The sequence below is a fragment of the Silvanigrella paludirubra genome (assembly GCF_009208775.1).
GTDB lineage: Bacteria > Bdellovibrionota_B > Oligoflexia > Silvanigrellales > Silvanigrellaceae > Silvanigrella > Silvanigrella paludirubra.
The window spans coordinates 287,471-308,895 of sequence record NZ_WFLM01000002.1; the positions used below are offsets into that span (position 1 = coordinate 287,471).

Genomic DNA, 21,425 nt, shown 5'->3' on the forward strand with positions numbered 1-21,425 from the left:
GTTAAAATGAACAATTTAGGGCAAAATTTTTATAATAAAAATAGAATAATAAATCAATTGTATTCTGAAAATAAATTTGAAGTATTTTCACTAAATAAAATGCAAAAAGAACACTTTTTCGCAAAAATTTATGACAAAGAATTATGTAGCACTTCAAATAGTATATATATTGAATACAAATATAGCTATCTTGATTTAGAAAATTTAGAAATTTCTTTTAATAAGCTAATAGATAGACATTTAGCTTTAAGAACAATATTTTTCGATAATCATCAAATATTTCTTAGAGATTATAATTATTATAAAATAAAAATATATACCCATGAATCCGAAGAAAAATTCTTGCAATTAAGAAAAAGTATCATTGAAAAAGATTTTCAATCTAATGAATTTCCTTCATTTGATTTATTCGTTAGTAAAATAAATGATTCTATTATTTTACACCTTAATTTCAATAACCTTATTTTAGATATTAAAAGTATTGAAATTTTATTTCACGAATGGACTCAATTATATTTAAATCCAAATTTAGTTTTTGATGATTTAGATACATTTTTTTTAGATTATCAAAAACAAAAAAATGATATAGATAAAAGTAATCTATATCTTCAAGCTAAAGATTACTGGGAAAAAAAATTTGATGATTATGTTTTTGATTTTAATTTACCATTAAAGTGTAAACCAAGTTTAATAAAAAAACCAAATTTTTTAAGCAACAAAATCCTAATTAATAATGATATCTGGAATGTATTAAAAAATAAACTTAATACAATTGGTGTGAGTAAATCTGCTTTTATTTTAGATATATTGTCAAGCACACTTAGTTACTGGAGTGGGCAAAGTAAATTAGGTATTCAGTTAAATTTTTCTGGCCGTAATCAAATAAATCAAAAATTTAATCAACTTGTTGAAAATTTCTCAAATTCATTTATTTATATTTATGATGACAAATCAAAAGAATCAATCAATAATAGATTAGTTAAAACTCAAAATATTTATTCAAATGATCTTAAATACTCATTTATAGAAAAAAATAACTTTCAATCCATTGAAAATAATATATTAAAAAATTTAATCGATAAAATAATATCTCCTATTAAATTAACTTGTTTATTTGATAACACATACAAAAATAATTACCTAGAATTTTCTTTGAATGAATTTTTTCAAGAAATTCAATTTTCATACTCTCAAACTTCTCAAACATGGATAGATCTTAAAACATTTGAATCAGAAGATGGCCTAGTCTTAGAGTGGAATTTTGTAGAACAATTATTTGATACCAATGTAATTCAAGAAATTATGAATTCATTTTCTAATGAGTTAATAAATATTACTAATTTGGATTGGGAATGCGAATATTTTCCAAAATATTTAATTCCAAATAATGACTTAGTATTAATAAATTCTGCTAATGATATGTTTCAAGAAATAAGCGAAGATACTTTATTTGGTAAATTTGAAAAATTAATAACAAAAGAATTACTTGGGAATCATATTTCAGTTATAGATGCTTCAACTTTTAAGCAATATACTTATCAACAGTTAAAAGATGAAAGTGAAATATTTTCAAAAATATTAATTCAATATAATAAAAAATCAAATATCACACATAAAGGTTTAATCGGAATTTTGTCTGAAAAAGGATATTCACAAGTAATATCTGCTGTATCAATCATGAAATCAGGAAATGCTTACTTACCACTTCATATTGATTGGCCTATTGGCAGATTAATCGAAGTTTTGGATCAAGGAAATGTAAAAATTTTATTAATTTCTAGAACTCAATTTGAGATAGAAAATATTCGTGAAATTTTATTAAAAAAATATGAAATAATAGTTATTGAAGATATTTTATCAAATATTTATAGAAGTATTTTAAGTTCTGAAGATTTAAAAGAATTTCATTTACCTGATGTAAAAGCAGATGATATTGCTTATGTTATTTTTACATCGGGATCTACTGGAAAACCAAAAGGAGTTACAATCAGTCATAAAGGAGCATTAAATACAATTGATGCTATTAATAATAATTTTTCTATTACTAATAAAGATAAAATTTTAGCATTATCCGAACTCAGTTTTGATTTATCCGTTTATGATATTTTTGGTACTTTATCTGTTGGTGGAACAATAGTTTTTCCAGATCAAAATCAGACAAAAGATCCTAGGCATTGGCTACAACTCTTAAAAAAATATCAAATATCTATTTGGAATACGGTACCACAATTAGCTAGTTTATTAATAGATGAAATATCTTATGAAAAAGATCAATCAAACCTTATACCACTTAGATTGTTTTTACTTAGCGGGGATTGGATTCCAGTTAAATTACCAATGAAAATAAAAGAATATTTTAACAAATCTATCGTAACAAGTTTAGGTGGCGCAACGGAAGGAAGTATTTGGTCTTGTTGGTATGAAATAAAAAAAGTTGAAGAAGATTGGAGTAGTATTCCCTATGGAATTGCAATGCCAAACCAAAAAATGTTTATTTTAAATCACAATAGTGAGCATTGCCCTGTTGGCGTGATTGGTGAAATCCATATTGGTGGTGTAGGTGTTGCGCTTAATTACTGGGGGAATATGGAACTGACAAATGAACGTTTTTTTGAACATGAACAACTGGGAAGACTTTATAAAACTGGCGACTTAGGATGCTGGCAGAAAAATGGAACAATTCAATTTATTGGAAGAAAAGATTTTCAAGTTAAAATACGAGGGTATCGTATTGAACTTGGTGAAATTGAAAGCGCATTAACAGAATGTGATGGTGTTGAAAAATGTGCTGTTTTAATTAAAGAATATGAATAATTAAGTTTCATAAAATTTATCTCATTTTTCCATTAAAGAATAAATTAATTTATTATGATTATTAATAATTTTTAAAATACAAATAAATAAAAGATATTTTCATTATTTATTTACTTTAAAATTTAGATTGCATAATATTATTTTCAAAATTACCCAAAATAGGAGTCACTATGAAAATAAAGGTTTTTACTTTTTTAATTTTTCTTTTTTTCTCTGGAAAAATTTTTGCAGGGCAAGGAGCTCTTCTTTTTTTTCAAAATCATTACGATCCAGAATTAGACCGTAATGTTGGGATTCATTATTCACCAGCAAATATGAAGTGCATAAATGGTTTAAATATTGCAGGAAATCAATTTACAACAAACGTAATGGGTTATTATATTGAAACAGATACACAGCTTAGTAATGGATGTCTATTTTTAGGAGTTGCTCCATTTGATATTATTGTAAATGATTTTCAAGAGCCAGTTGCAATATTTCATGCAAATTTAAGTTTAAATCAATCACTAACAGGAGGATTGACATCGCAAAATCCAAAATATTGGAGTCATGGTGATTACATGAGTCATGGAGTTTCTATTTTAGGCATAAGAAACACACAAGATAGAATACTTATCAGTGCTGCTAAAAAAGAAACAGTAACAGGATGGATGGGGCAAATTTATAGTGTAATCAAAGACAGGTCTATTAATAAATTGATGATTCCTGGAAGCCATGATTCTGGTACTTATGATTTAGGTACAAAAATATCTCCAGACTCTACATTGCCCGCCATTATCAGCGGTGCTCAAATTAATAATTTAGCAAGAACGCAATATTATTCTATTTCAGAACAACTTGATAGAGGAATAAGATATCTAGATATTCGTTTATGCTCTGATGGAACTAACTTATTAGTCTGCCATAGTGTTTTTGCAAATTCATTAACAATTGAATCTATTTTAGAACAAGTGAAAAATTTTTTAGATCAGCCTGTTAATAAAAATGAAGTCGTTATCATTGATATTCAAGCAGTTCAAAATTGGGATAATTTTTCTCCTAATATGAAATTAAAAATTCAAACAGCTTTAACAAAATATTTAGGTAATTATGCTGCACAATCAGGTCAATTTTCTCCAGAAAGTCACTTTGGCGATTTTGTGGAAAGCGGTAAGCGTGCAATTATTTTACAATATAAGCCAACGACAAATTTAATTTGGGAAAGATCTAATTATTTATGTGGATTTTGGGCAAATTCGGACAATTCAGATAAAATATGGGACTATTTTCAAAGCAATATTGATAATCGTTCTAATGTTTGCAGCAACAATAAATTTATGCAAAGTCAATTAGTTTATACTATTCAGGGTGCTACAATTGATAATATTCTAGGAAATTCATTAAGAGATATTGTTGGTCCAACAAAATATAATTATTTATTAAAGTTAAATAATAATTATTTATTATCCACTTCAATGAGAAAAAATGCAAACATAATAATAGAAGACTTCACTTCTGGTTTTGATATGGCTTTGATGGCTAAATGGCTTAACTGGTCAAAGAAGTTTTTTCATGACTGAATGAATTTTAAATTAATTATTATTTAAATTAATTTTAATTTCCAATATTTTTCTGGCTGATGAAAATCTGGATTTACCTTATTTTCAATTACGTTTCCACTTTTTTTCTCTTGTATATATTCGTTGTGTTTCCAAAAGGGGGATAAAAAGTAACGTGAATGACCTAAACTTAAAGCACATTGAATTAAAATTGTGTTTTCATCAGAATCAATAATATTTTTTAATATTGAATAAGGAAATTTCATACCAAATACATAACGCATTTCAAGGTCATTATGAAAACTTATACATGAATCTTCAATATGAATTCCTTTCCACAAATTTTCTTTTATTTTTAAATTTCTTTTTGAACGTTTTCTAATTCCATCAAATTCAATTGCAATCCATTCACCTAGAGGAGTCATTTCAAATTCAAAATAATTTTGTTTTGGATTTTTTATGTCTGCAAAAAATATTTCACTAACACTAAATTTCCATAATTCATCTATGAATTTATTATTTTTATTCTCCAATGATTTCTCAACAGAAATAGGAAAAACTTTATTTGGATTTTCTGTTGTATATGTTTTCCATTCTAAAAAAGATTTTTCTGGATTCTTTTTTGCATCTTCAACTGAAGTGAGTTGATTTATATAGACACCAATTGAAGGAACACCATGAAATGGAATTTGAGCAAATTCTAAAAAAGGAGATTCAAAAATAGAAATAGGATAAGAGAGTTCATCTTTTAATATTTGTGCTACCAGTTGATTTGGAAAATATAATAACCCCATCCATTTTTTAGATTGAGGACCTTCATATGAGGGACCAAGAGATCTCATTCCACAATCATCAAAAAGTTTTTTTGAAAATAATCCTACAGGTTGGACTTCAAGTTCTAAATCCGCATTTGCAATTTTTTTTGCTTTTTCTCTCATTTTAGATGTTAAAGTCAGCATATCTGTAGTTGATGCATTTCCTTTATTCCAAACAAAATTAGCATGAAATTGACTTACTTCTGCATTTCCAACTTTGAATCCTTTTAAACCAAGCTCATCAAAAACCTGCCCACTTGGTTTTCCAACTTGGTAATTATTTTTGAAAGTGGAGCCACAACTTGGCAAATAAAAATGCTTTTTTTTGTGTCTATCTGCTTCGCACTCTAACATATGTTGAAGTAATTTATCAGATGATTTTATTTTAGGAAAATACAGCCGCGCCCCAATAACAATTTCAGGTTTTGTCATTAATAAAGTTGATTTATATCCTTGAAAAACTTCTTCAGCAGCGTAGGTTTTTAAAATTCCTTGAGTATCTATCGTAAAAACGTGTTTGACAATTTGCGAAACTTCACCACCATAGCATCTTGCATTCATGCGAATAGATGCACCCATTTGACCTGGCATTCGAAACATCCAAGAAGCACCTTCTCGGTTTGCTACCATACAAATTTCGGCAATTTCTGTGTTTGTAACACCGCCTTCTACAAATAAATACTCATCTGTTTCCCAAAACCATTTTGATAATTTTTCAAGAGAAATTACGAGTCCATTAAATTCTTCATCAGAATAAACAGAATTACTTCCTGATCCTAAAACAGAACATGGTAATTTATTTTTTTGGCACCAATTTAAAGACTCTTGAATTTGAAAAATATTTTGAGGTTCAGCAAAGTAACGCGCAATCCCCCCCATTTTATAATATGTTTTTTCTTTTATTGATTGATTTTCAAAAAAAAACTTGGGCAAAGACTTTGGCATTTTATTTTCCTAGGGCTTCCATTACTTCATCTTCATTACAATATTTTGGTCCACCTAAATAACATAATACTGAATTTATTTCTTTTACAATATCAGAAGATTCAAAATTATATTTAAACAATTCTTCACATATTTCCATAAATAAAATTTCTGTTTGTTTTTCCATTTGAGCAATACTTTGATGATAATTGCTATTTTCGATTCGAGAAAATAACTCACCAACATTCCAATTTTCAGGAGGCAAATGTCCTAATTTAGTTTCAATTGCTTTTAATTCAAGAATTTTATTTTTTATAATTTCTGGAACTTGCTTCGCTTCATCTTGACTTACCATTCTTGAGCTTCCTCATTTTTTCCTATAACAAAATAACGCTGATAGACACTCTTAGACATTCGAACTTTAAAAATACCTTCATCAGAGGTCCAATTTGCATCTAATACACGAGTGTGGGAATAAATTAAAGAGAGTAATTTTGAATCTCCATAATTTACATGAAAAGTTTGTTCTACCATATTCTGCGAAAGAAATTGAATTATAGTTTCTCTAAAACGTCGAATATCTTCTTCTTTATGGCTTGAAATACAAATACTTCTTGGATAACTTCTTGCCAAAATTCTTGGTAATTGAGGTTCTCCAACAATGGAATCTATTTTATTAAATACAATTATTTTAGGTACATCTGATGCACCAACTTGAGAAAGCACTTCGTCTGTTACTTTTATGTGATCTTTATAAGATCGATTAGATATATCAACAATATATATTAATAAATCGGCCTTAGATGCTTCTTCTAAAGTACTTCTAAAACTTGCAACCAGACCATGCGGTAGATTTCTAATAAACCCCACAGTATCTGTAACTAATATATTCATATTATTTGTGCCACGAATTCTTCGTACACTTGAATCTAGTGTTTCAAAAAGCGAGTCTTTTGCAGACAAATGGCTTTCTGTTAAAGCGTTCATTAATGTTGTTTTACCAGCATTTGTATATCCAACTAAAACAACATTCCATTCATCTAGTCTATTTTTTCTTTGAGTTTCTCTTTCTTTCTGTATTTTTTCGAGATCTTTTTTCAAAGAAGCAAGTTTATCTTTCATGCGTCTTCGATCAATTTCAATTTGAGTTTCACCAGCGCCCTTCACGCGGCCGCCTACTCCTCCGCCTCCTCTTTGTCTTTCCCATGTAATCCAGGCATTCGACAACCTAGGAGCCATATACTCTAAATGAGCAATTTCAACTTGAGTTCGAGATTCTTTGGATCGAGCATTTTTTTTAAATATTTGTAAAATAATACTAGTTCTATCTAACACAGGTTTGTTAATTAAATTTTCAAGATTTCGAACCTGTGTAGGTGATAACTCTTGATCAAAAGTAACATAATCAATATTTAATAAAATACATGATTTTTTTATTTCTTCAGCTTTTCCAAGTCCAATATAAGTAGCTGGAACAGGCTTTGATTTTTTTTGAACAGTAACACCGATACATTCATCACCAAGAGTTCTTACTAAAGCACCTAGCTCTTGAAGGCTTTCTTGAATTTCTGTGGGATCATCTTCAGGTAATTCAAGACTTACTAAGTAAGCTGTCATGCCTCCTTGATCACGATTTTCAAGCTGTAACCTTGCTTTTTCAAGTTCAATTGTTTTTTCAATATCAATGTTATTTTTATTCAACGATATTCCTCTATAAACTTAGTAATATCTCGAATTTCTTCTTGCGAAATATTGTGTCCCATTGAATACATTTTTGATCTCATTTTTTTAGCTCCCATATCTTTAAGAGAGTCTAACATATCAAAATAAGTTGCTGGAAAAATAACTTGGTCTTGATTACCATGCGCGACAAATAAAGGAGTATCAATTGGATCTCCAGAATAAGAACTTTTAATGACATGAGGTTGAATCATAAAACCACTAAGTGATAAAATTCCAGCAAGTTTTTCTTTGCTCTTTAAGCCACAATGAACCGCCATGGCTGCGCCTTGAGAAAAACCTAACAAAAATATTTTTTTTGTTTCTAATTTACATTGCTCAGCTGCATTATACATAATTTGTAAAATACAATCTTCTGAAACTCGTCTTTCTTCTTTAGGATCGCTAAACAAGGGAAACCATTGCGCACCCTCTATACCCATAGGATAATTTTTAGGTCCTTGAGGAAATAGCCACAAAACGTCATCAATATTTATTTCATTTGCTAATGATGAAAAATTTGCCGCATTATCACCAAAACCATGTAAGGAAATAATGATATTTTTTATATTGTTACCTTTTGTCTGGGCGATTAATTTTAACGGACTATTTAAATTCATGTTATTTTTGGAACCTACCCATTTGACATTATTTTGTGATGACATTCTTGCTCCATTAGGTGAAATTGACATTTTCTAATGTCCTCTTAGGCAATATACTCAATTTCAGAACACTGCAAAACTATTGAGGCGATCTAATAATGATGCGAATTGTCGCGTTTATCCTGTGCCGGATTTTCTTCAAAAGAATATGCATTTCAGGAACTCCCTACACAGGTGGTGGTGCTATTTGGGCTTCAAACCATTCGAGTGGTATCGTTGATCCAGCAGTAATGTTGGGTTTAGCTCCTGTTACCATACGCCCACTTGGGAAACATACCCTTTGGGATATTCCTGTCATGAAACAGTTTTTAGCTTTAACAAGAGCGATTCCTGTAACAAGATTACAAGATATTAAAAAAGATATTAAAGCACAAAAAGAAATGCTTGAACAAGGTAACTTTGAATCCGATTGGCGCGCAAAATCGAATAGTGAGGCTTTTCAAAAAGTGAGCGATGCTCTTTTAGAAGGAGATTGTATTTTAATTTTTCCTGAAGGAGTTAGCCATGATGAGCCTTATATATTTCAATTAAAAACAGGTCTCGCTCGAATGGCTTTACAGGCTATGGGAAAAGCAAAAGATTCTAATTTTTCTGTCGTTGTTCAACCAGCAGTTATTGATTATTCTGAAAAAGATGAATTTAGAAGTGAGCTTTATCTCCATTTTTGTGAACCTATAGTAATTACTTCTAGTGAATATTCTGTAAAAGATATTATGGATGGAGTAAGAGAATCTCTTGAATCGGGATTTGCTAGTTTCTTTACCTGGGACGAAAAACGTAACTGGAGATTTTTATTTGAACTTGCATATGGTAGAAGCGCATATTCAGCAAGAGAATTTCGAATATTTGTAGAAAAACATCGTCCCGATTTTGACTCTGACCCTATATTAATGGCAAGAATTCAAACAATGCGCCGCATGATGCAAGCAGTAAATGTTTCTGCAGCTCAATTAGTTTGGGGCGATATTAATTATAAAAAAAGAAACTTTTTTTGGATTATTTTCAGGCATGGTTGGTTTTATTTATTTATTTCTTTTCCTATCGAAACTTTAGGAACAATTGTTTGGGTGTTACCTGCAAAATTTTGTGAAAGACTTGCAAAAAAAAGTACCTCAGACCGTGATGTTAGAGCAACAATGAAAATTGCACATGGAATGTGGTTTTTTCCTCTTTGGGCTTTTTTGATGTCATCCATTTTCACTTATTTCTTAGGAAACTATTTACCGCATATAAATAAAGTCGTAATATGGATCGCATTCTTGATCTTGACTCCAACGTTTTTAGCGTTAAGTCTAATTGTTCAAGAAAGTGTCAATTTTTTTCCAGGCTTTTTAAGACTCGCTAAACTCCGTTTTTTCTTTCCTAGAGGATGGTATGAATTAATGAAAGAATGGAGAGAAATTTCGGATGGAGTTATGCAAAAAATAAAAGTCTCAAATGAACAAGAAACTAAAAGTTAACTTTTAGAAAATAAAGAGGCTTTATTCTTTTATGGTATTTTCAAAAAAAACATTTGATTCCAGTTTTGAATCCTATTTAAAACGAAATTTTCCCGAACATGCTAGACGAATATTACAAGCACGAGCAAACGCAAATCTTGTGCGTTTCTTTTATCCACTTTTATCATTTTTAATTCCAATCGTTTTTTTTGCCTCGATTGCACTTGTAATAGCCTTGTTCAAAAGCAAAATAATAGAAGAAGCGCAAAAAGGAAGACTTTCAGAAATTATTTCTGCTACATCTATACAAAATATTATAGCAGGAATATTTGCTGTCGGATTTGTATTTGCCTTTATATGTTTTGTTTTTGGTTTAATGTTAGGCTATTCAAAAGCACGTGAACTTATCTTTAAATCAGAAGAAATTGAAGCAAAAATGAGGCATATTTGGCTTGTTGATCAAAACGATCATCAAATCGTGAATCCACATCAAAATCATTCAAACCATTCTAAAAAACATTCTTTAGAACATGAACCAGAGGCCTAAAATTAAAAAGTTTGTAATTTTATTAAATGGTAAAAATAAGAACTCAAATATTCAAGTTATTTCTCATAATCTTAAATCAACAAAATTTGAGAATATAAATAATGAAATGATATATGTAGCAGATGGGGCTCTTAAACATTTTACTAAAATAAAGAAGAATGTGAAAAATATAATTTGGGCTGGTGATCAAGATAGCCTTACAAAAACTTCAAAAAAATATCTTGACAAATATTCTATAAGTAACAAAAATAGAATAAGTCAAGATTTCTATATCAAAGACATCTTACTTGAAAAGAATAAAAACTTTAGTGACTTCTCTGTTTTACTTGATATGATCTTTTCTAATAATTCAAATAGCTCAATTTTTATTGAAGTTTTTTTTGGATTAGGAGGAAGAAGAGATCACGAAATGGCTAATATTTTAGAAGCAGAAAGATTTATTTCAAAATTACCTTTTGGTGGAATTTGTTACTTTCATGGAGGAATTATTATTTCTTCTGTCGAATTTGAAATCAAGAAAGCAAACAAAATGAATTTTTCTATTTTTTCCAAAAGTAACAACTCCGAATTAGAAATTTCAAACGCAATTTATAGTGGACATTTTTCGCTGGAAAGGCCGTCACATGGCTTGAGCAATCAAGCATGTGGAAATACGATATCCGTAAAGCCCAAAAGCTCAATCATATCATTTTATTTTTAAAGGAAGCCCGATATGAATCAAACTAAATCTCAAAAATCAGCAAGAGAAATTCTTGATTTTATTGCAGAAGTAAATGCAAAAGGCTTAAATATGGTTGAATGTGAGCAATTTATTAAAGTATTTTTAACCCCCGCAGAAATTGATGCCATATCTCAACGAATTTTAATTGTAGATATGATTTGCAAAGGAATTGCACAAAGAGAAATATCAGAAAAACTTGGAGTTGGTATAGCAACGGTAACTAGAGGAAGCAGAATGCTTCAAGAGCATGATGAATCCTTAAAAAAAGTATTTCCTAGAAATGATGCAAAATAAAAAATGGTCTTATTTAGGTTAATATTATTTAAAACCTATTGAGATCTTGATTCAAAACGCTTTTTGAAATTTCTTCCATTTCACCAAATTGAGCTAAATTTTTTAAAACATCATAATTAGAAACATCATTTAAATCTTCAATTGTATATCCTAAATAAATTTTTAAGGTATCATCAACTTCATTAATAAGAGCTTCTACAAAATCATCTAAATAGCGATTATACGATTCAATTTGAGTGGAAACACCTAAAATTTTCATTATTAATTTAGTAAAACTTCGAATAACATCATCAGCAGTCGCATTTTTTCCATGTTCATGTAAATAACTATTAAAGGTTTTAAAAGAATTAATATCATCAGTAGTAATTTTATTAGTTTGATTTTCTACTCGAATGATCAAATCAATTAATTTAATAATATCTGAATTTACGCTAATTGTTGTCTTCATTGTTGAACATAAAGCATCTGAATAAGACTTTGAGATATTTCTCATATATTCAGTGGCACCTTTGTCTTGTTTTTTAGAATAATCGTATGCTGGTCTCCATATTTTTCTGTCTGGTTTTAGAATTTGATTATCCATTTTTATATCAGGAATTAATTTATATTTAGCATATTGAAGAATTTCAGGATGTAAAATACCACTTCCAGGAGTTGAAAAGTTCATAAAAAAACTTGAAAGAAATCCTGTTTTACTTATTCTGTGATGATTTCTATATAGTTTTTTTTCTTTTGTAGAATCTCTCTCAAAATTTTCTACTCTTTCTCTTAAATTTTTATCATATTCACGGTATTCATAATAATTTTTAATTATACTTTGCCACATTTTTTTTTCAGCATGTCCTATAATGTTAGTTACTGCTAAATATCCTATATCTTGTACAAATATAGAGATAGGATCAGGAGGAAATAAGCGATTAATTAAAGAACTATTTAAAGATGTTGAAATTCCATTTAAATGACTGGAAAGCTGATCTAAAGCAACTCCTGTGGAACAAACAGAAATCCCATTAGCAAAACCCATAGCATTTTGAGCCATAAATGAGATGCCAAAAAGAACCTTAAGCCACTCATTAAAATTTTCCTTTTTTGCTGAAGGAATTCCGTCGGATTGAAAATAGCAAAGGCCTAGAACGACATCATATATTAAAGTACCACCCAAAGTAACATAAGAAGTCTGAGAAGTTCCTTTAATACTCATTAATTCATTTTTAGATGAATTATTTACACTATTTAAAATTAAATCATTATCAAAATCATTTCCAGTAAAAAGATTTTTAGTATATCCATAGTTTCTATCCGAAAATAATGAATTTGAATTAATTTTTTTCATCCATTTTGAAGCATCATTACCAAATTTTTTAATATTGAAATCTGAATTTAATTGAGATTCTAATTTTTTATTAAACGTATCTGTATCTTTTTTTGATGAATAACTTGAAATTAAAAATTTAAATATTAAACTTGAATAAAAATTTACTTCTTCATCACTTAATTTCTTTTTGTATTTTTTATTTAAAGTATCTTTAATTACTTCTATATATTGATAAATACTTTTATCATCAATTTTAATGTTATTTTTAACAAATTGAAATAAAGCTGAATCTGACTTAAATAAAAAATCTATTGATTTTAACAAACCCAAACGAGCTGACCCTATTTGAAGACTTAATGGAGTTTTTAGAGCTTTCAAATATCTTGAATAATTTAATGTCTTAAAATACAAATGTTTAATTTCATCAAGATCTTTTTTATACAAATCTCTTAATTTATTATCTTTTTGAATAGCAATATAATCAAATCCTGTTTTTTTGCTTAATTTTTCATTTTTTTCTATTAATTCTTTATAATAGTGAAATAAAATAGATAAATTATAATTAACCAATCCATTTTTTGAAGCTTGTCTAGTCATTTTTTCTAATGAAACAGAAATTTTATTCAAAGAATTTAATTCAGAAAAATATCTCTTAAAAGAATCATATTCATTTTTTATATTTTTATACTTTTGATTAATATTATTAAAATTTGTTTCTTTAAATTTAGATTTATTTGATTTAATTTCTTTTTCATTACGAATTCTATTTTGAGATATAATTTTATTTTGCTCAATTAAATTTTCACTATTTTTATTATATTTTTTCTGTAATTCATTCAGTATTTTATTAGTATTATTATCATATATTTCAATAAATTCTGATGGTATTTCAAAATTTAACCCGTCATATTTCTCACTTCTAAAAGTAAAATATGCTCTTTGCAAAAGAGGACTTGCAACTTTACTTCCTCCAGATAAAGAGGCAAAAATAAATCTACCTGTAACAGCTGCAGGAGTAATCCCTGGTATAGCAGCAGATATTCCTGCAAGAGCTAAATCTATAAAGGTAACAATAAATGTATCAAATATTTCTTTATTCGTAAAAATTCTATAATACCGAAATTTATCATAATAATTATTACTTTGAGCATATTTTATAAAGTTTGACTCAAAATAATTTGCTAAACTCTGCTTAAAATATTCAAGATTATCATAGTCATTAGCTAATGATTCTATATTTTTTAATTTATTTTTTTCAAATTGATTTTTTGTATATATATCATTATAATTAATTTTATTACTTTCTTGTTTTTCAAATTTATAAATATGAAATTTATTTTTAATATTATAAGCGGTAACATGATTTTGAAAGCAATATAATAATTGCTGATTTTTATCTTGCAATGCCTTTTTTATGCCACCATTATTAGGTTGGCTATCTAAAGCCTTATTTGTAGCAACAAATGCGCTACATAATCTAATAAAGGCATCAAAATATAAAAATATTTCTTCATTCTCAAAATAGACTAAAGGTAATATTGCTTTTTTAGATTTTAACTCATCTTTTAGCTTTCTGTTAAGTCTCCATTGCTTAACATCTCCAATAATTTCTTTTGGATTTTTAATGGTTAAATCAATATCAGGGCTTTTAATCGATGGAAATTTCAAAATTACCTCCAAAAAAATCATTAGAATCGAAGATAACAAAGAAATAATAGATTATTAATTAAACAATAATTACAATTAGTTAATATTTACTAATTTACAAAAATTAAACCAATAATATTTTTTAGTTAATAATAAGAATTTTGTAGATTTTTAAAGAAATTTAAAGTATAATTTATAAAAAAAATTTAATTTAAAAAGAGAAATAATTAGATCTATTTTTCTCTTTTTAAATTAATAAAAAACCATTTATTGAAATAATAGTTAATTTATTTTTCTTAATTTATCAATTAAATGGCTTATTTCACTATCTTTTACACCCTCTAAATTATAATGAACATTTAAAATAAAATCTAATATCACATTAAACCATTTTTCATCTTTTGAAATATCAATAATCAAACAAAGTAAAATAAAACTTTTAATAATAGAATCTATAGAAGAATCATTTTTTTCAATGACTTTTCGCAATCGGTCTTCAATTAATATTTTTCGTAAAATAGGACCTGCATCTATAAACACTTTTTTAAGAATAACTTCCCAATCATAACCTTGATTATTTAAAGAATTATTTTCAAAATTTAATTCTTCAATTTCAGAAATAAATTTTATCAAATCATTATCATTTAAAGAAGCGAACTTTTTTAAAATGGATATACTATTTGAAATGGGAGAGAATTTTTTTAATCTAATTTTATTATAATAACTTTTATCCATATTAAGAAGTTCAGCAACTTCTTTATTTTGATAACCTGTTGCTAAGTGAAATTTCTCTAGATATAGCGATAAGGTACGAATGTGTTTTTCTTCGTCCTTATTTGGCTTAACTTCATCCATAAAGTTTGTGCTCCTTAACGTTTTGAAGACTCCTTCTTCAAAAGGCTTTTTGTTACTACATCCTCTTCATTGAATCTACTTATTTTAAATGAATTAAAAAAGATAAAATTTATTTTTTTTATCTTTTAATAAATTCATTACCTTAAAAGTTTTTTGAACAATACAAAACATAAGAAATCTTAAATTAAATATAGAATTAAATTCCTTTAAGAAATTATAATATAGATTAATAATCTATATTATTAGTTTTGATATGTAAAAATATCATCTAAAAATGAGAATAGGTCTTATAAAATTGAAATTAAATATCACAACATATTTTTTTTTAAACCTCCAAAGATTTTTTTAAGCTCATATAACATTCTGAAAAATGAGATCTTCCAATATGTTCGCGATGATCAAAACCAAATGCTCTTCTAGTAATTGCTATAATGGGCGGAGCTTGAACACGCTTGAATGCTCCCATTCCCTTATAGTTTAACCACCAACGTTCTAAATCAATAATAAAAGATTGAACAGTTGGAAATAAATTTTTAGAAAGCCCCTCTTCACAACCAATCATAGAATCTAAAGTTCCATCCAAATAAGCCTTTAAACAGTCTTCAGGAGTTTTTCTATCCCAATGTTCTACCCAAGAACGAAACAAATAATCATGATAGGTATATTGAATAGGATCGCCTTTGTTTTCTAAAACATTTTGATTTTCATTTAATTCAGCACTTGGAACAACTTGAATTGTTTCTATAGGAATGATTTCAGATTTATAAATTTCATTGTTATAAAACTTAGATAATTCATATACATCTTTTTTCCAAAGATCTGCTATTGGACTTAAAAAGCCGGCCTGGTCTCCGTATAAAGTAGAATATCCTACAGTTAATTCAGATTTATTAGCGTTACAAGAAAACACACCTTTTAATGAAGCGGACAATGCGGATAAAATTCGACCACCACGGTCTCTCGCTTGAATATTTTCAAAAACGAGTGTTGAGATATCTAATACGGAAGTCGATCTTAAAAAAGCAATTTCATTTAATTGTGTCTTCGTATGTTCAATAGAATTTGTAATCCCAACAGATGCAAAAGGACAATTTAAATTTTCAGCTAATTTAAACGCCGCATTTTTTGTAAGACTTGAATTAAATTTGGAAGGCATATTTAATAAATAAACATTTTCAGAACCCAATACACGTGAAAATAAAACGGCGCTAAGTGCAGAATCAATACCACCACTTGCTCCAATAACTACTCTATTAATATTCCATTCTTGTAAACATTTTTCAATAATATATTCAAGTGATATTTGCATATCTTTGACTAAAATATTCTCGTTTTTATTGATTTTATTTTCTAAAATAAATTTTTTATTATTTGAATTAAATTGACCTATAGCTAGTGAACTTTTAAAAAATTCACCAATACATACGATCTCATTATTTGAAGAGTAATATGTTGATGATCCATCAAACCCATAGATAGTTTTTCCTACATTCTGAACCCCAACACAATTAACATAAAATATGGGAACTTTTACATTAGAGCTTATAGATGAAAAAAGTTTTTCTCTTTTTTCTTTTTTACCAAGAGTAAATGGAGAAGAACTTAAGTTTACAAAAAAATCATGTTTATATCTTTTAGAAAATTCTTCTATTGGATGAAAAGTATAATCATGGCTCCAACCATCTTCACATATTGATAATCCAATATGAAATTCTTTATGATCAATGTTTAATATTGCAGGTTCATAAAGATCAATTGGTTTGCAATCCATCTCTTGGGATAGTTTTCTTAAATCATAAAAATGCCTTGAGTCATCAAACTCTCGATAGTTTGGTAATAAAGATTTAATCCAAAATGGTAGACCTGTTTTGGAATTTTCTAAAAGTTTTCCTTTAGAAGCTATAAAAACTGCATTGTATTTTCTAACTCTTCCATCTTCATTTTTTTTATTCCAATCGATTCCTACTGAGCCAAACATAATATTTATTTTATGAGATAGTTTAGTTATTTCAAAATGAAAATATTCACATTCTTTTAAAAAAGAAGTTTGTTCCCATGTATCACCATTTAAGTAGCCAGGTAAAACCATTTCTGGAAAAATAATTAAGTTAACAGCATTGTGAATTGCTTTCTCTACCTCAATTTTAATACTTTCGTAATTTTCTATACAATTAGCTGAAACCACTCTAATTTGTCCAATTGCAATCTTCATAGGTCCCTCAAATAACTTAAAACTAACAGCCCATATCAACAATTATAGGCTAATATAAATTTATAGAATTGGACAAGTATATCTTAAATTCTTCTTGTATTTTTATAAAATTTTGTCATAATCAAAATGAATCTGATTCATGTATATTTATAGTTTTCAAAAGATAATTTTTTCTTTCCTACAATATAGGAGGTATATTCTGTGAGTTCTTTTCTTACAAATAAAAATATATTTATGAAATGTTTTTTGCTTCCAGCAGGACTTTTATTTACTACTCAAGTTTTTTCTTTAGAAGTTAAAGTAGGATCTGTTTTGTCCCTGACTGGAACCTTAGGATCTTATGGCCAAGATGCAAAAAAAGGAATGGAACTTGCACTATCTGAAATGGGAAATTCAGAACCTAAAATAAAAATGTATACAGAAGACACTTTAAGTACCCCTGCCGAAGCCGCAAAAGCGATTAATAAATTGATCTCTTCTGATAAGGTTTCAGTAGTTATTGGAGATATGACAAGTTCGAATACAATTGCTGCCGCTTCGATTGCTGAGAAATCAAAAATTCCAATTGTATCACCTAGCGCAACCAACGATTCTATCACTCAAGGAAAAAAATATATTTTTAGGGCCTGTTTCATTGATAGTTTTCAAGGAACAGTAATGGCCACATTTGCATCACAAAATTTAAAAGCAAAAACAGCAATCATTCTTGAGGACTCCGACTCTGATTACAGCAAAGGCTTAAGTAAAAGTTTTGTTGAACATTTTACAAAAAATGGGGGTCTAGTAACAAAAGTATTGCGTTATTCACAAAAAGACACTTCATATACATCTCAATTAAGTGAAGTCCGAAAATCAAAACCTGATATTATTTTTATTCCAGGATTTCATCAACAAGTTGGAGTTATATTGAGAGAATCTAAAGACCTTCAAATAAAATCTAAAGTTTTAGGTGGTGATGGTTGGGATACTCCTGAATTAAAACAAATCGCAAAAGGCGCTGAAAATGGAAGTTATATTTCAAATCATTATATTGCGTCTGGTGAAAATAAAAAACTTCAGAGTTTTGTGAAAGCTTATAAAGAAAAATTTAAAGAAGAACCAAGTGCATTTGCAGCTCTTGCTTATGACTCTTTGTACATGGTACGCAAAGCAATTGTTGATTCAAAATCAAACGATCCTGAAAAAATAACAGCAGGACTTGCTGCCATCAAAAATTTTGAAGGAGTAACAGGGGTTATTTCTATGGATAAAAATCATAATCCATTAAAACCAGCTGTTGTTCTAGAATTTACTCCAAATGGATATAAGTATGTTACAAGTGTAAATCCATAAATATTTCTAATTTACTTTCAAAAAGCATAAAGATCATTTTGTTTCTTTATGCTTTTTTATTATTAAAATAACTAAATTAACGAAATTCATTTGATTTTAATGAAATCTTAATTCAATTTTTTAATTAGATTTGCATTATTTGATAATTCATGATATTTCTCAAAATCTTGGAATAAGTATACCTACTATTACATTATACTTTTGCTATCCTATAGCAGTAATTTTAACAACTTATAGACAATTAAGGATCAAAAATGGGTTGTACAGCCAGTTTAAAAAAATTTGTATTTCCAGCCGTAAGTTTTCTAGTAAGCGCTTCATTTATTCAAAATATTTTTGCACTTGAAGCTAAAATAGGGATATTATTATCTTTTACAGGGTCTCAAGCTTATTATGGCAAAGAAACAAAAAATGGAATTGATTTGGCTCTTGAGCAACATAATAAGAATAACAAAGATTTAAAGATTAAGCTATTTGTTGAAGACTCTCAAAGCTCTCCATCTGAAGCAGCTAGAGGAATAAATAAACTTATTACCTCCGATAAAGTTGTTGTTGTTATAGGAGATATGGTGAGTTCAAACACAATTGCAGCAGGATCAATTGCTGAAAAATCTAAAATCCCCATTTTGTCACCTGGCTCAACGAATGATACCGTTACAATCGGCAAAAATTATATTTATCGCACATGTTTTACAGACAGTTTTCAAGGACTAGTCATGGCAAACTTTGCATATAAAAATTTAAATGCAAAGACTGCTGTAATTTTGCAAGATTCTGACTCAGATTATAGCATTGGTTTAAGTAAAAACTTTTCAGATAAATTTACATTAGATGGTGGTAAAGTAACAAAAATATTACGTTACTCACAAAAAGATACAAATTTTACTTCGCAATTGGGTGAAATACGTAAATTAAAACCAGACGTCGTATTTATTCCAGGATTTCATCAACAAGTTGGTGTCATTTTAAGAGAATCAAAGGATCTTCAAATCAATTCCAAAATGTTAGGTGGAGACGGTTGGGATACACAGGAATTAAGAACAATTGCTAAAGGGGCTGAAAACGGAGGATTTATATCAAATCATTATTCTGCCGAATCAAAGGATCCTACTTTACAAAGTTTTGTGAAGGCTTATAAAGCAAAATATAATATAGAACCAAGTTCCTTTTCTGCATTAGGCTATGACTCAGCAAATATAGTCTTAGAAGCAATTAAAAAAGCAAACTCAAATGAACCTGAAAAAATTAATAAAGCAATTGCTAATACAAAAAATTTAAACGCCGCAACTGGAGTAATTACGATAGATAAAAATCATAACGCATCAAAGCCAGCAGTAATTCTTGAGTTTACGCCAAAAGGTTATAAATATATAACTAGTGTTAATCCAAATAATTAATTTTTTCAAACTAGGTTCATCTCTAATCAAATGAGGATTTTTTTAATGAGTTTTTTTTCGAAAAAATATAGTAATTCTAAAATAATTGTTTCTTTATTTTCAAGTTTAGTTATTTCATTTAACGCATACGCTTTAGAAATAAAAGTAGGAGTTTTGTTACCTTTAACTGGAAGTCAAGCGTTTTATGGTAAAGAAGCAAAAAATGGAATTGATCTTGCTTTTAAAGAAATGAATGATCCTGACATAAAAATCAAACTCATTGTAGAAGATACGCAAAGCACTCCTTTAGAGGCAGCAAAAGGAATCAATAAATTAATTACTTCAGATAGAGTTTCTGTTGTCATCGCAGAAGTTATTAGCTCAAATGCAATTGCAGCAGCATCTATTGCCGAGAAAGCTAAAGTACCAATTATATCACCAGCAGCAACCAACGATGCTGTTACTTTAGGAAAAAAATATATTTTTAGGACATGTTTTATTGATAGCTTCCAAGGCGTTGTAATGGCAAATTTTGCATCAAAAAATTTAAATGGAAAAACAGCAATTATTTTAGAAGACTCTGATTCTGACTATAGTAAAGGACTTAGTGATAATTTTTCATCAACTTTTGAAAAATCTGGTGGTAAAATTTTAAAGATATTAAAATACTCACAAAAAGATACAACATTTACTGCTCAGTTAGGAGATGTCAGAAAAATAAAACCTGATGTCGTATTTATACCTGGGTTTCACCAACAAGTCGGAGTCATTTTAAGAGAAGCAAAAGATCTGCAAATCAAATCTAAAATGTTAGGTGGTGATGGATGGTTTACACCTGAATTAAGAGCGATTGCTAAAGGCGCTGAAATTGGCGGTTATACATCTACACACTATGCAACTGAAAGCCATGAACCTAAAGTAAAATCTTTTGTAGACAGTTACTTTAAAAGATATAATGCTAGCCCCAGTGCCCATGCTGCTTTAGGGTATGACTCCTTTAATATTGTATATCAGTCAATCAAAAAAATAAAATCAGACAATTCAGAAAAAATTACGGAAGCTCTATCGAAAGTAAAAGACTTTAATGGTATAACTGGTTCTATTACAATGGATAAGAATCATAACCCAATTAAACCAGCGGTGATACTAGAGTATGTACCAAATGGATATAAGTTTATTACGAGTATTTCACCTGATGCTAAGTAAACAGACAAA

General features: G+C 28.3%; 16 protein-coding genes. 9 read left to right on the plus strand and 7 right to left on the minus strand.

The features are described from left to right. The first annotated feature begins 6 nt into the window (after positions 1 to 6). Together GCL60_RS05425 and GCL60_RS05430 are read left to right on the plus strand one after the other, a co-directional pair. Entirely contained in the window at positions 7 to 2,814 is a 2,808-nt protein-coding gene (locus tag GCL60_RS05425; protein ID WP_161998092.1) for an amino acid adenylation domain-containing protein, read from the plus strand. Positions 2,815 to 2,984: 170 nt separating this feature from the next. Further along, a complete protein-coding gene (locus GCL60_RS05430; RefSeq protein WP_153418994.1) occupies positions 2,985 to 4,373 on the plus strand; it encodes a phosphatidylinositol-specific phospholipase C domain-containing protein in 1,389 nt (462 codons plus the stop codon). Positions 4,374 to 4,396: 23 nt separating this feature from the next. Here the strand turns inward: GCL60_RS05430 and murB are convergent, their stop codons facing one another. The 4 genes from murB to GCL60_RS05450 are packed head-to-tail and all read right to left on the minus strand — an operon-like array spanning position 4,397 to position 8,502. Further along, entirely contained in the window at positions 4,397 to 6,112 is a 1,716-nt protein-coding gene (gene murB / locus GCL60_RS05435; protein WP_153418996.1) for a UDP-N-acetylmuramate dehydrogenase, read from the minus strand. A gap of 1 nt (position 6,113) precedes the next feature. Beyond that, complete coding sequence (locus GCL60_RS05440) at positions 6,114 to 6,446, minus strand: hypothetical protein (RefSeq protein ID WP_153418998.1); 333 nt, start codon at positions 6,444 to 6,446, stop codon at positions 6,114 to 6,116. After that, positions 6,440 to 7,792, minus strand: a complete 1,353-nt coding sequence (gene hflX / locus GCL60_RS05445) for a GTPase HflX (RefSeq protein WP_153419000.1) — start codon at positions 7,790 to 7,792, stop codon at positions 6,440 to 6,442. Before hflX ends, GCL60_RS05440 begins: the two co-directional genes overlap by 7 nt. Further along, positions 7,789 to 8,502: an alpha/beta hydrolase gene (locus tag GCL60_RS05450; protein WP_153419001.1), complete on the minus strand. Its 714-nt coding sequence runs from the start codon at positions 8,500 to 8,502 to the stop codon at positions 7,789 to 7,791. The genes hflX and GCL60_RS05450 overlap by 4 nt, the downstream gene beginning before the upstream one ends. A gap of 68 nt (positions 8,503 to 8,570) precedes the next feature. Between GCL60_RS05450 and GCL60_RS05455 the strand changes: the two genes are divergently transcribed. The 4 genes from GCL60_RS05455 to GCL60_RS05470 all read left to right on the plus strand — a co-directional run bounded on the left by GCL60_RS05455 (position 8,571) and on the right by GCL60_RS05470 (position 11,473). Continuing rightward, entirely contained in the window at positions 8,571 to 9,932 is a 1,362-nt protein-coding gene (locus tag GCL60_RS05455; protein WP_153419003.1) for a 1-acyl-sn-glycerol-3-phosphate acyltransferase, read from the plus strand. Positions 9,933 to 9,963: 31 nt separating this feature from the next. After that, positions 9,964 to 10,458, plus strand: a complete 495-nt coding sequence (locus GCL60_RS05460) for a hypothetical protein (RefSeq protein WP_153419023.1) — start codon at positions 9,964 to 9,966, stop codon at positions 10,456 to 10,458. Between the two features lie 106 nt (positions 10,459 to 10,564). Further along, positions 10,565 to 11,158: a motility associated factor glycosyltransferase family protein gene (locus tag GCL60_RS05465; protein WP_272914813.1), complete on the plus strand. Its 594-nt coding sequence runs from the start codon at positions 10,565 to 10,567 to the stop codon at positions 11,156 to 11,158. Between the two features lie 12 nt (positions 11,159 to 11,170). Further along, positions 11,171 to 11,473, plus strand: a complete 303-nt coding sequence (locus GCL60_RS05470; RefSeq protein WP_153419026.1) for a Trp family transcriptional regulator — start codon at positions 11,171 to 11,173, stop codon at positions 11,471 to 11,473. Positions 11,474 to 11,501: 28 nt separating this feature from the next. Here GCL60_RS05470 and GCL60_RS05475 read toward each other — a convergent pair whose 3' ends face one another. From GCL60_RS05475 to nadE, 3 genes are all read right to left on the minus strand, one after another. Next, positions 11,502 to 14,456 (minus strand): hypothetical protein, encoded by a 2,955-nt coding sequence (locus GCL60_RS05475; RefSeq protein WP_153419029.1) that lies wholly within the window; start codon positions 14,454 to 14,456, stop codon positions 11,502 to 11,504. A gap of 261 nt (positions 14,457 to 14,717) precedes the next feature. Further along, the gene (locus GCL60_RS17345) at positions 14,718 to 15,290 is read right to left on the minus strand and encodes a hypothetical protein (RefSeq protein ID WP_153419030.1); all 573 of its coding nucleotides are present in this window, start codon (positions 15,288 to 15,290) and stop codon (positions 14,718 to 14,720) included. 325 nt (positions 15,291 to 15,615) lie between these two features. Continuing rightward, positions 15,616 to 17,502, minus strand: a complete 1,887-nt coding sequence (nadE, locus tag GCL60_RS05485) for an NAD(+) synthase (protein ID WP_153419032.1) — start codon at positions 17,500 to 17,502, stop codon at positions 15,616 to 15,618. Between the two features lie 201 nt (positions 17,503 to 17,703). Here nadE and GCL60_RS05490 point away from each other — a divergent pair, with 201 nt between their 5' ends. The 3 genes from GCL60_RS05490 to GCL60_RS05500 all read left to right on the plus strand — a co-directional run bounded on the left by GCL60_RS05490 (position 17,704) and on the right by GCL60_RS05500 (position 21,416). After that, positions 17,704 to 18,834, plus strand: coding sequence for an ABC transporter substrate-binding protein (locus tag GCL60_RS05490; protein WP_153419034.1), 1,131 nt, complete (start codon positions 17,704 to 17,706; stop codon positions 18,832 to 18,834). A 254-nt stretch (positions 18,835 to 19,088) separates the two neighbouring features. Continuing rightward, positions 19,089 to 20,231 carry an ABC transporter substrate-binding protein gene (locus tag GCL60_RS05495; RefSeq protein WP_153419036.1) on the plus strand — a complete coding sequence of 381 codons (1,143 nt, stop codon included), beginning with the start codon at positions 19,089 to 19,091 and terminating at the stop codon, positions 20,229 to 20,231. Positions 20,232 to 20,276: 45 nt separating this feature from the next. Continuing rightward, complete coding sequence (locus tag GCL60_RS05500) at positions 20,277 to 21,416, plus strand: ABC transporter substrate-binding protein (protein WP_161998093.1); 1,140 nt, start codon at positions 20,277 to 20,279, stop codon at positions 21,414 to 21,416. Positions 21,417 to 21,425: the final 9 nt, after the last annotated feature.

Coding starts and splice junctions, on each gene's coding strand:
- GCL60_RS05465 (WP_272914813.1), top strand. CDS start 10,565: ATGATATATGTAGCAGATGGGGCTCTTAAACATTTTACTAAAATAAAG.
- GCL60_RS05450 (WP_153419001.1), bottom strand. CDS start 8,502: ATGTCAATTTCACCTAATGGAGCAAGAATGTCATCACAAAATAATGTC.
- GCL60_RS05440 (WP_153418998.1), bottom strand. CDS start 6,446: ATGGTAAGTCAAGATGAAGCGAAGCAAGTTCCAGAAATTATAAAAAAT.
- GCL60_RS05470 (WP_153419026.1), top strand. CDS start 11,171: ATGAATCAAACTAAATCTCAAAAATCAGCAAGAGAAATTCTTGATTTT.
- GCL60_RS05460 (WP_153419023.1), top strand. CDS start 9,964: ATGGTATTTTCAAAAAAAACATTTGATTCCAGTTTTGAATCCTATTTA.
- GCL60_RS05425 (WP_161998092.1), top strand. CDS start 7: ATGAACAATTTAGGGCAAAATTTTTATAATAAAAATAGAATAATAAAT.
- nadE (WP_153419032.1), bottom strand. CDS start 17,502: ATGAAGATTGCAATTGGACAAATTAGAGTGGTTTCAGCTAATTGTATA.
- murB (WP_153418996.1), bottom strand. CDS start 6,112: ATGCCAAAGTCTTTGCCCAAGTTTTTTTTTGAAAATCAATCAATAAAA.
- GCL60_RS05455 (WP_153419003.1), top strand. CDS start 8,571: ATGATGCGAATTGTCGCGTTTATCCTGTGCCGGATTTTCTTCAAAAGA.
- GCL60_RS17345 (WP_153419030.1), bottom strand. CDS start 15,290: ATGGATGAAGTTAAGCCAAATAAGGACGAAGAAAAACACATTCGTACC.
- GCL60_RS05430 (WP_153418994.1), top strand. CDS start 2,985: ATGAAAATAAAGGTTTTTACTTTTTTAATTTTTCTTTTTTTCTCTGGA.
- GCL60_RS05495 (WP_153419036.1), top strand. CDS start 19,089: ATGGGTTGTACAGCCAGTTTAAAAAAATTTGTATTTCCAGCCGTAAGT.
- GCL60_RS05500 (WP_161998093.1), top strand. CDS start 20,277: ATGAGTTTTTTTTCGAAAAAATATAGTAATTCTAAAATAATTGTTTCT.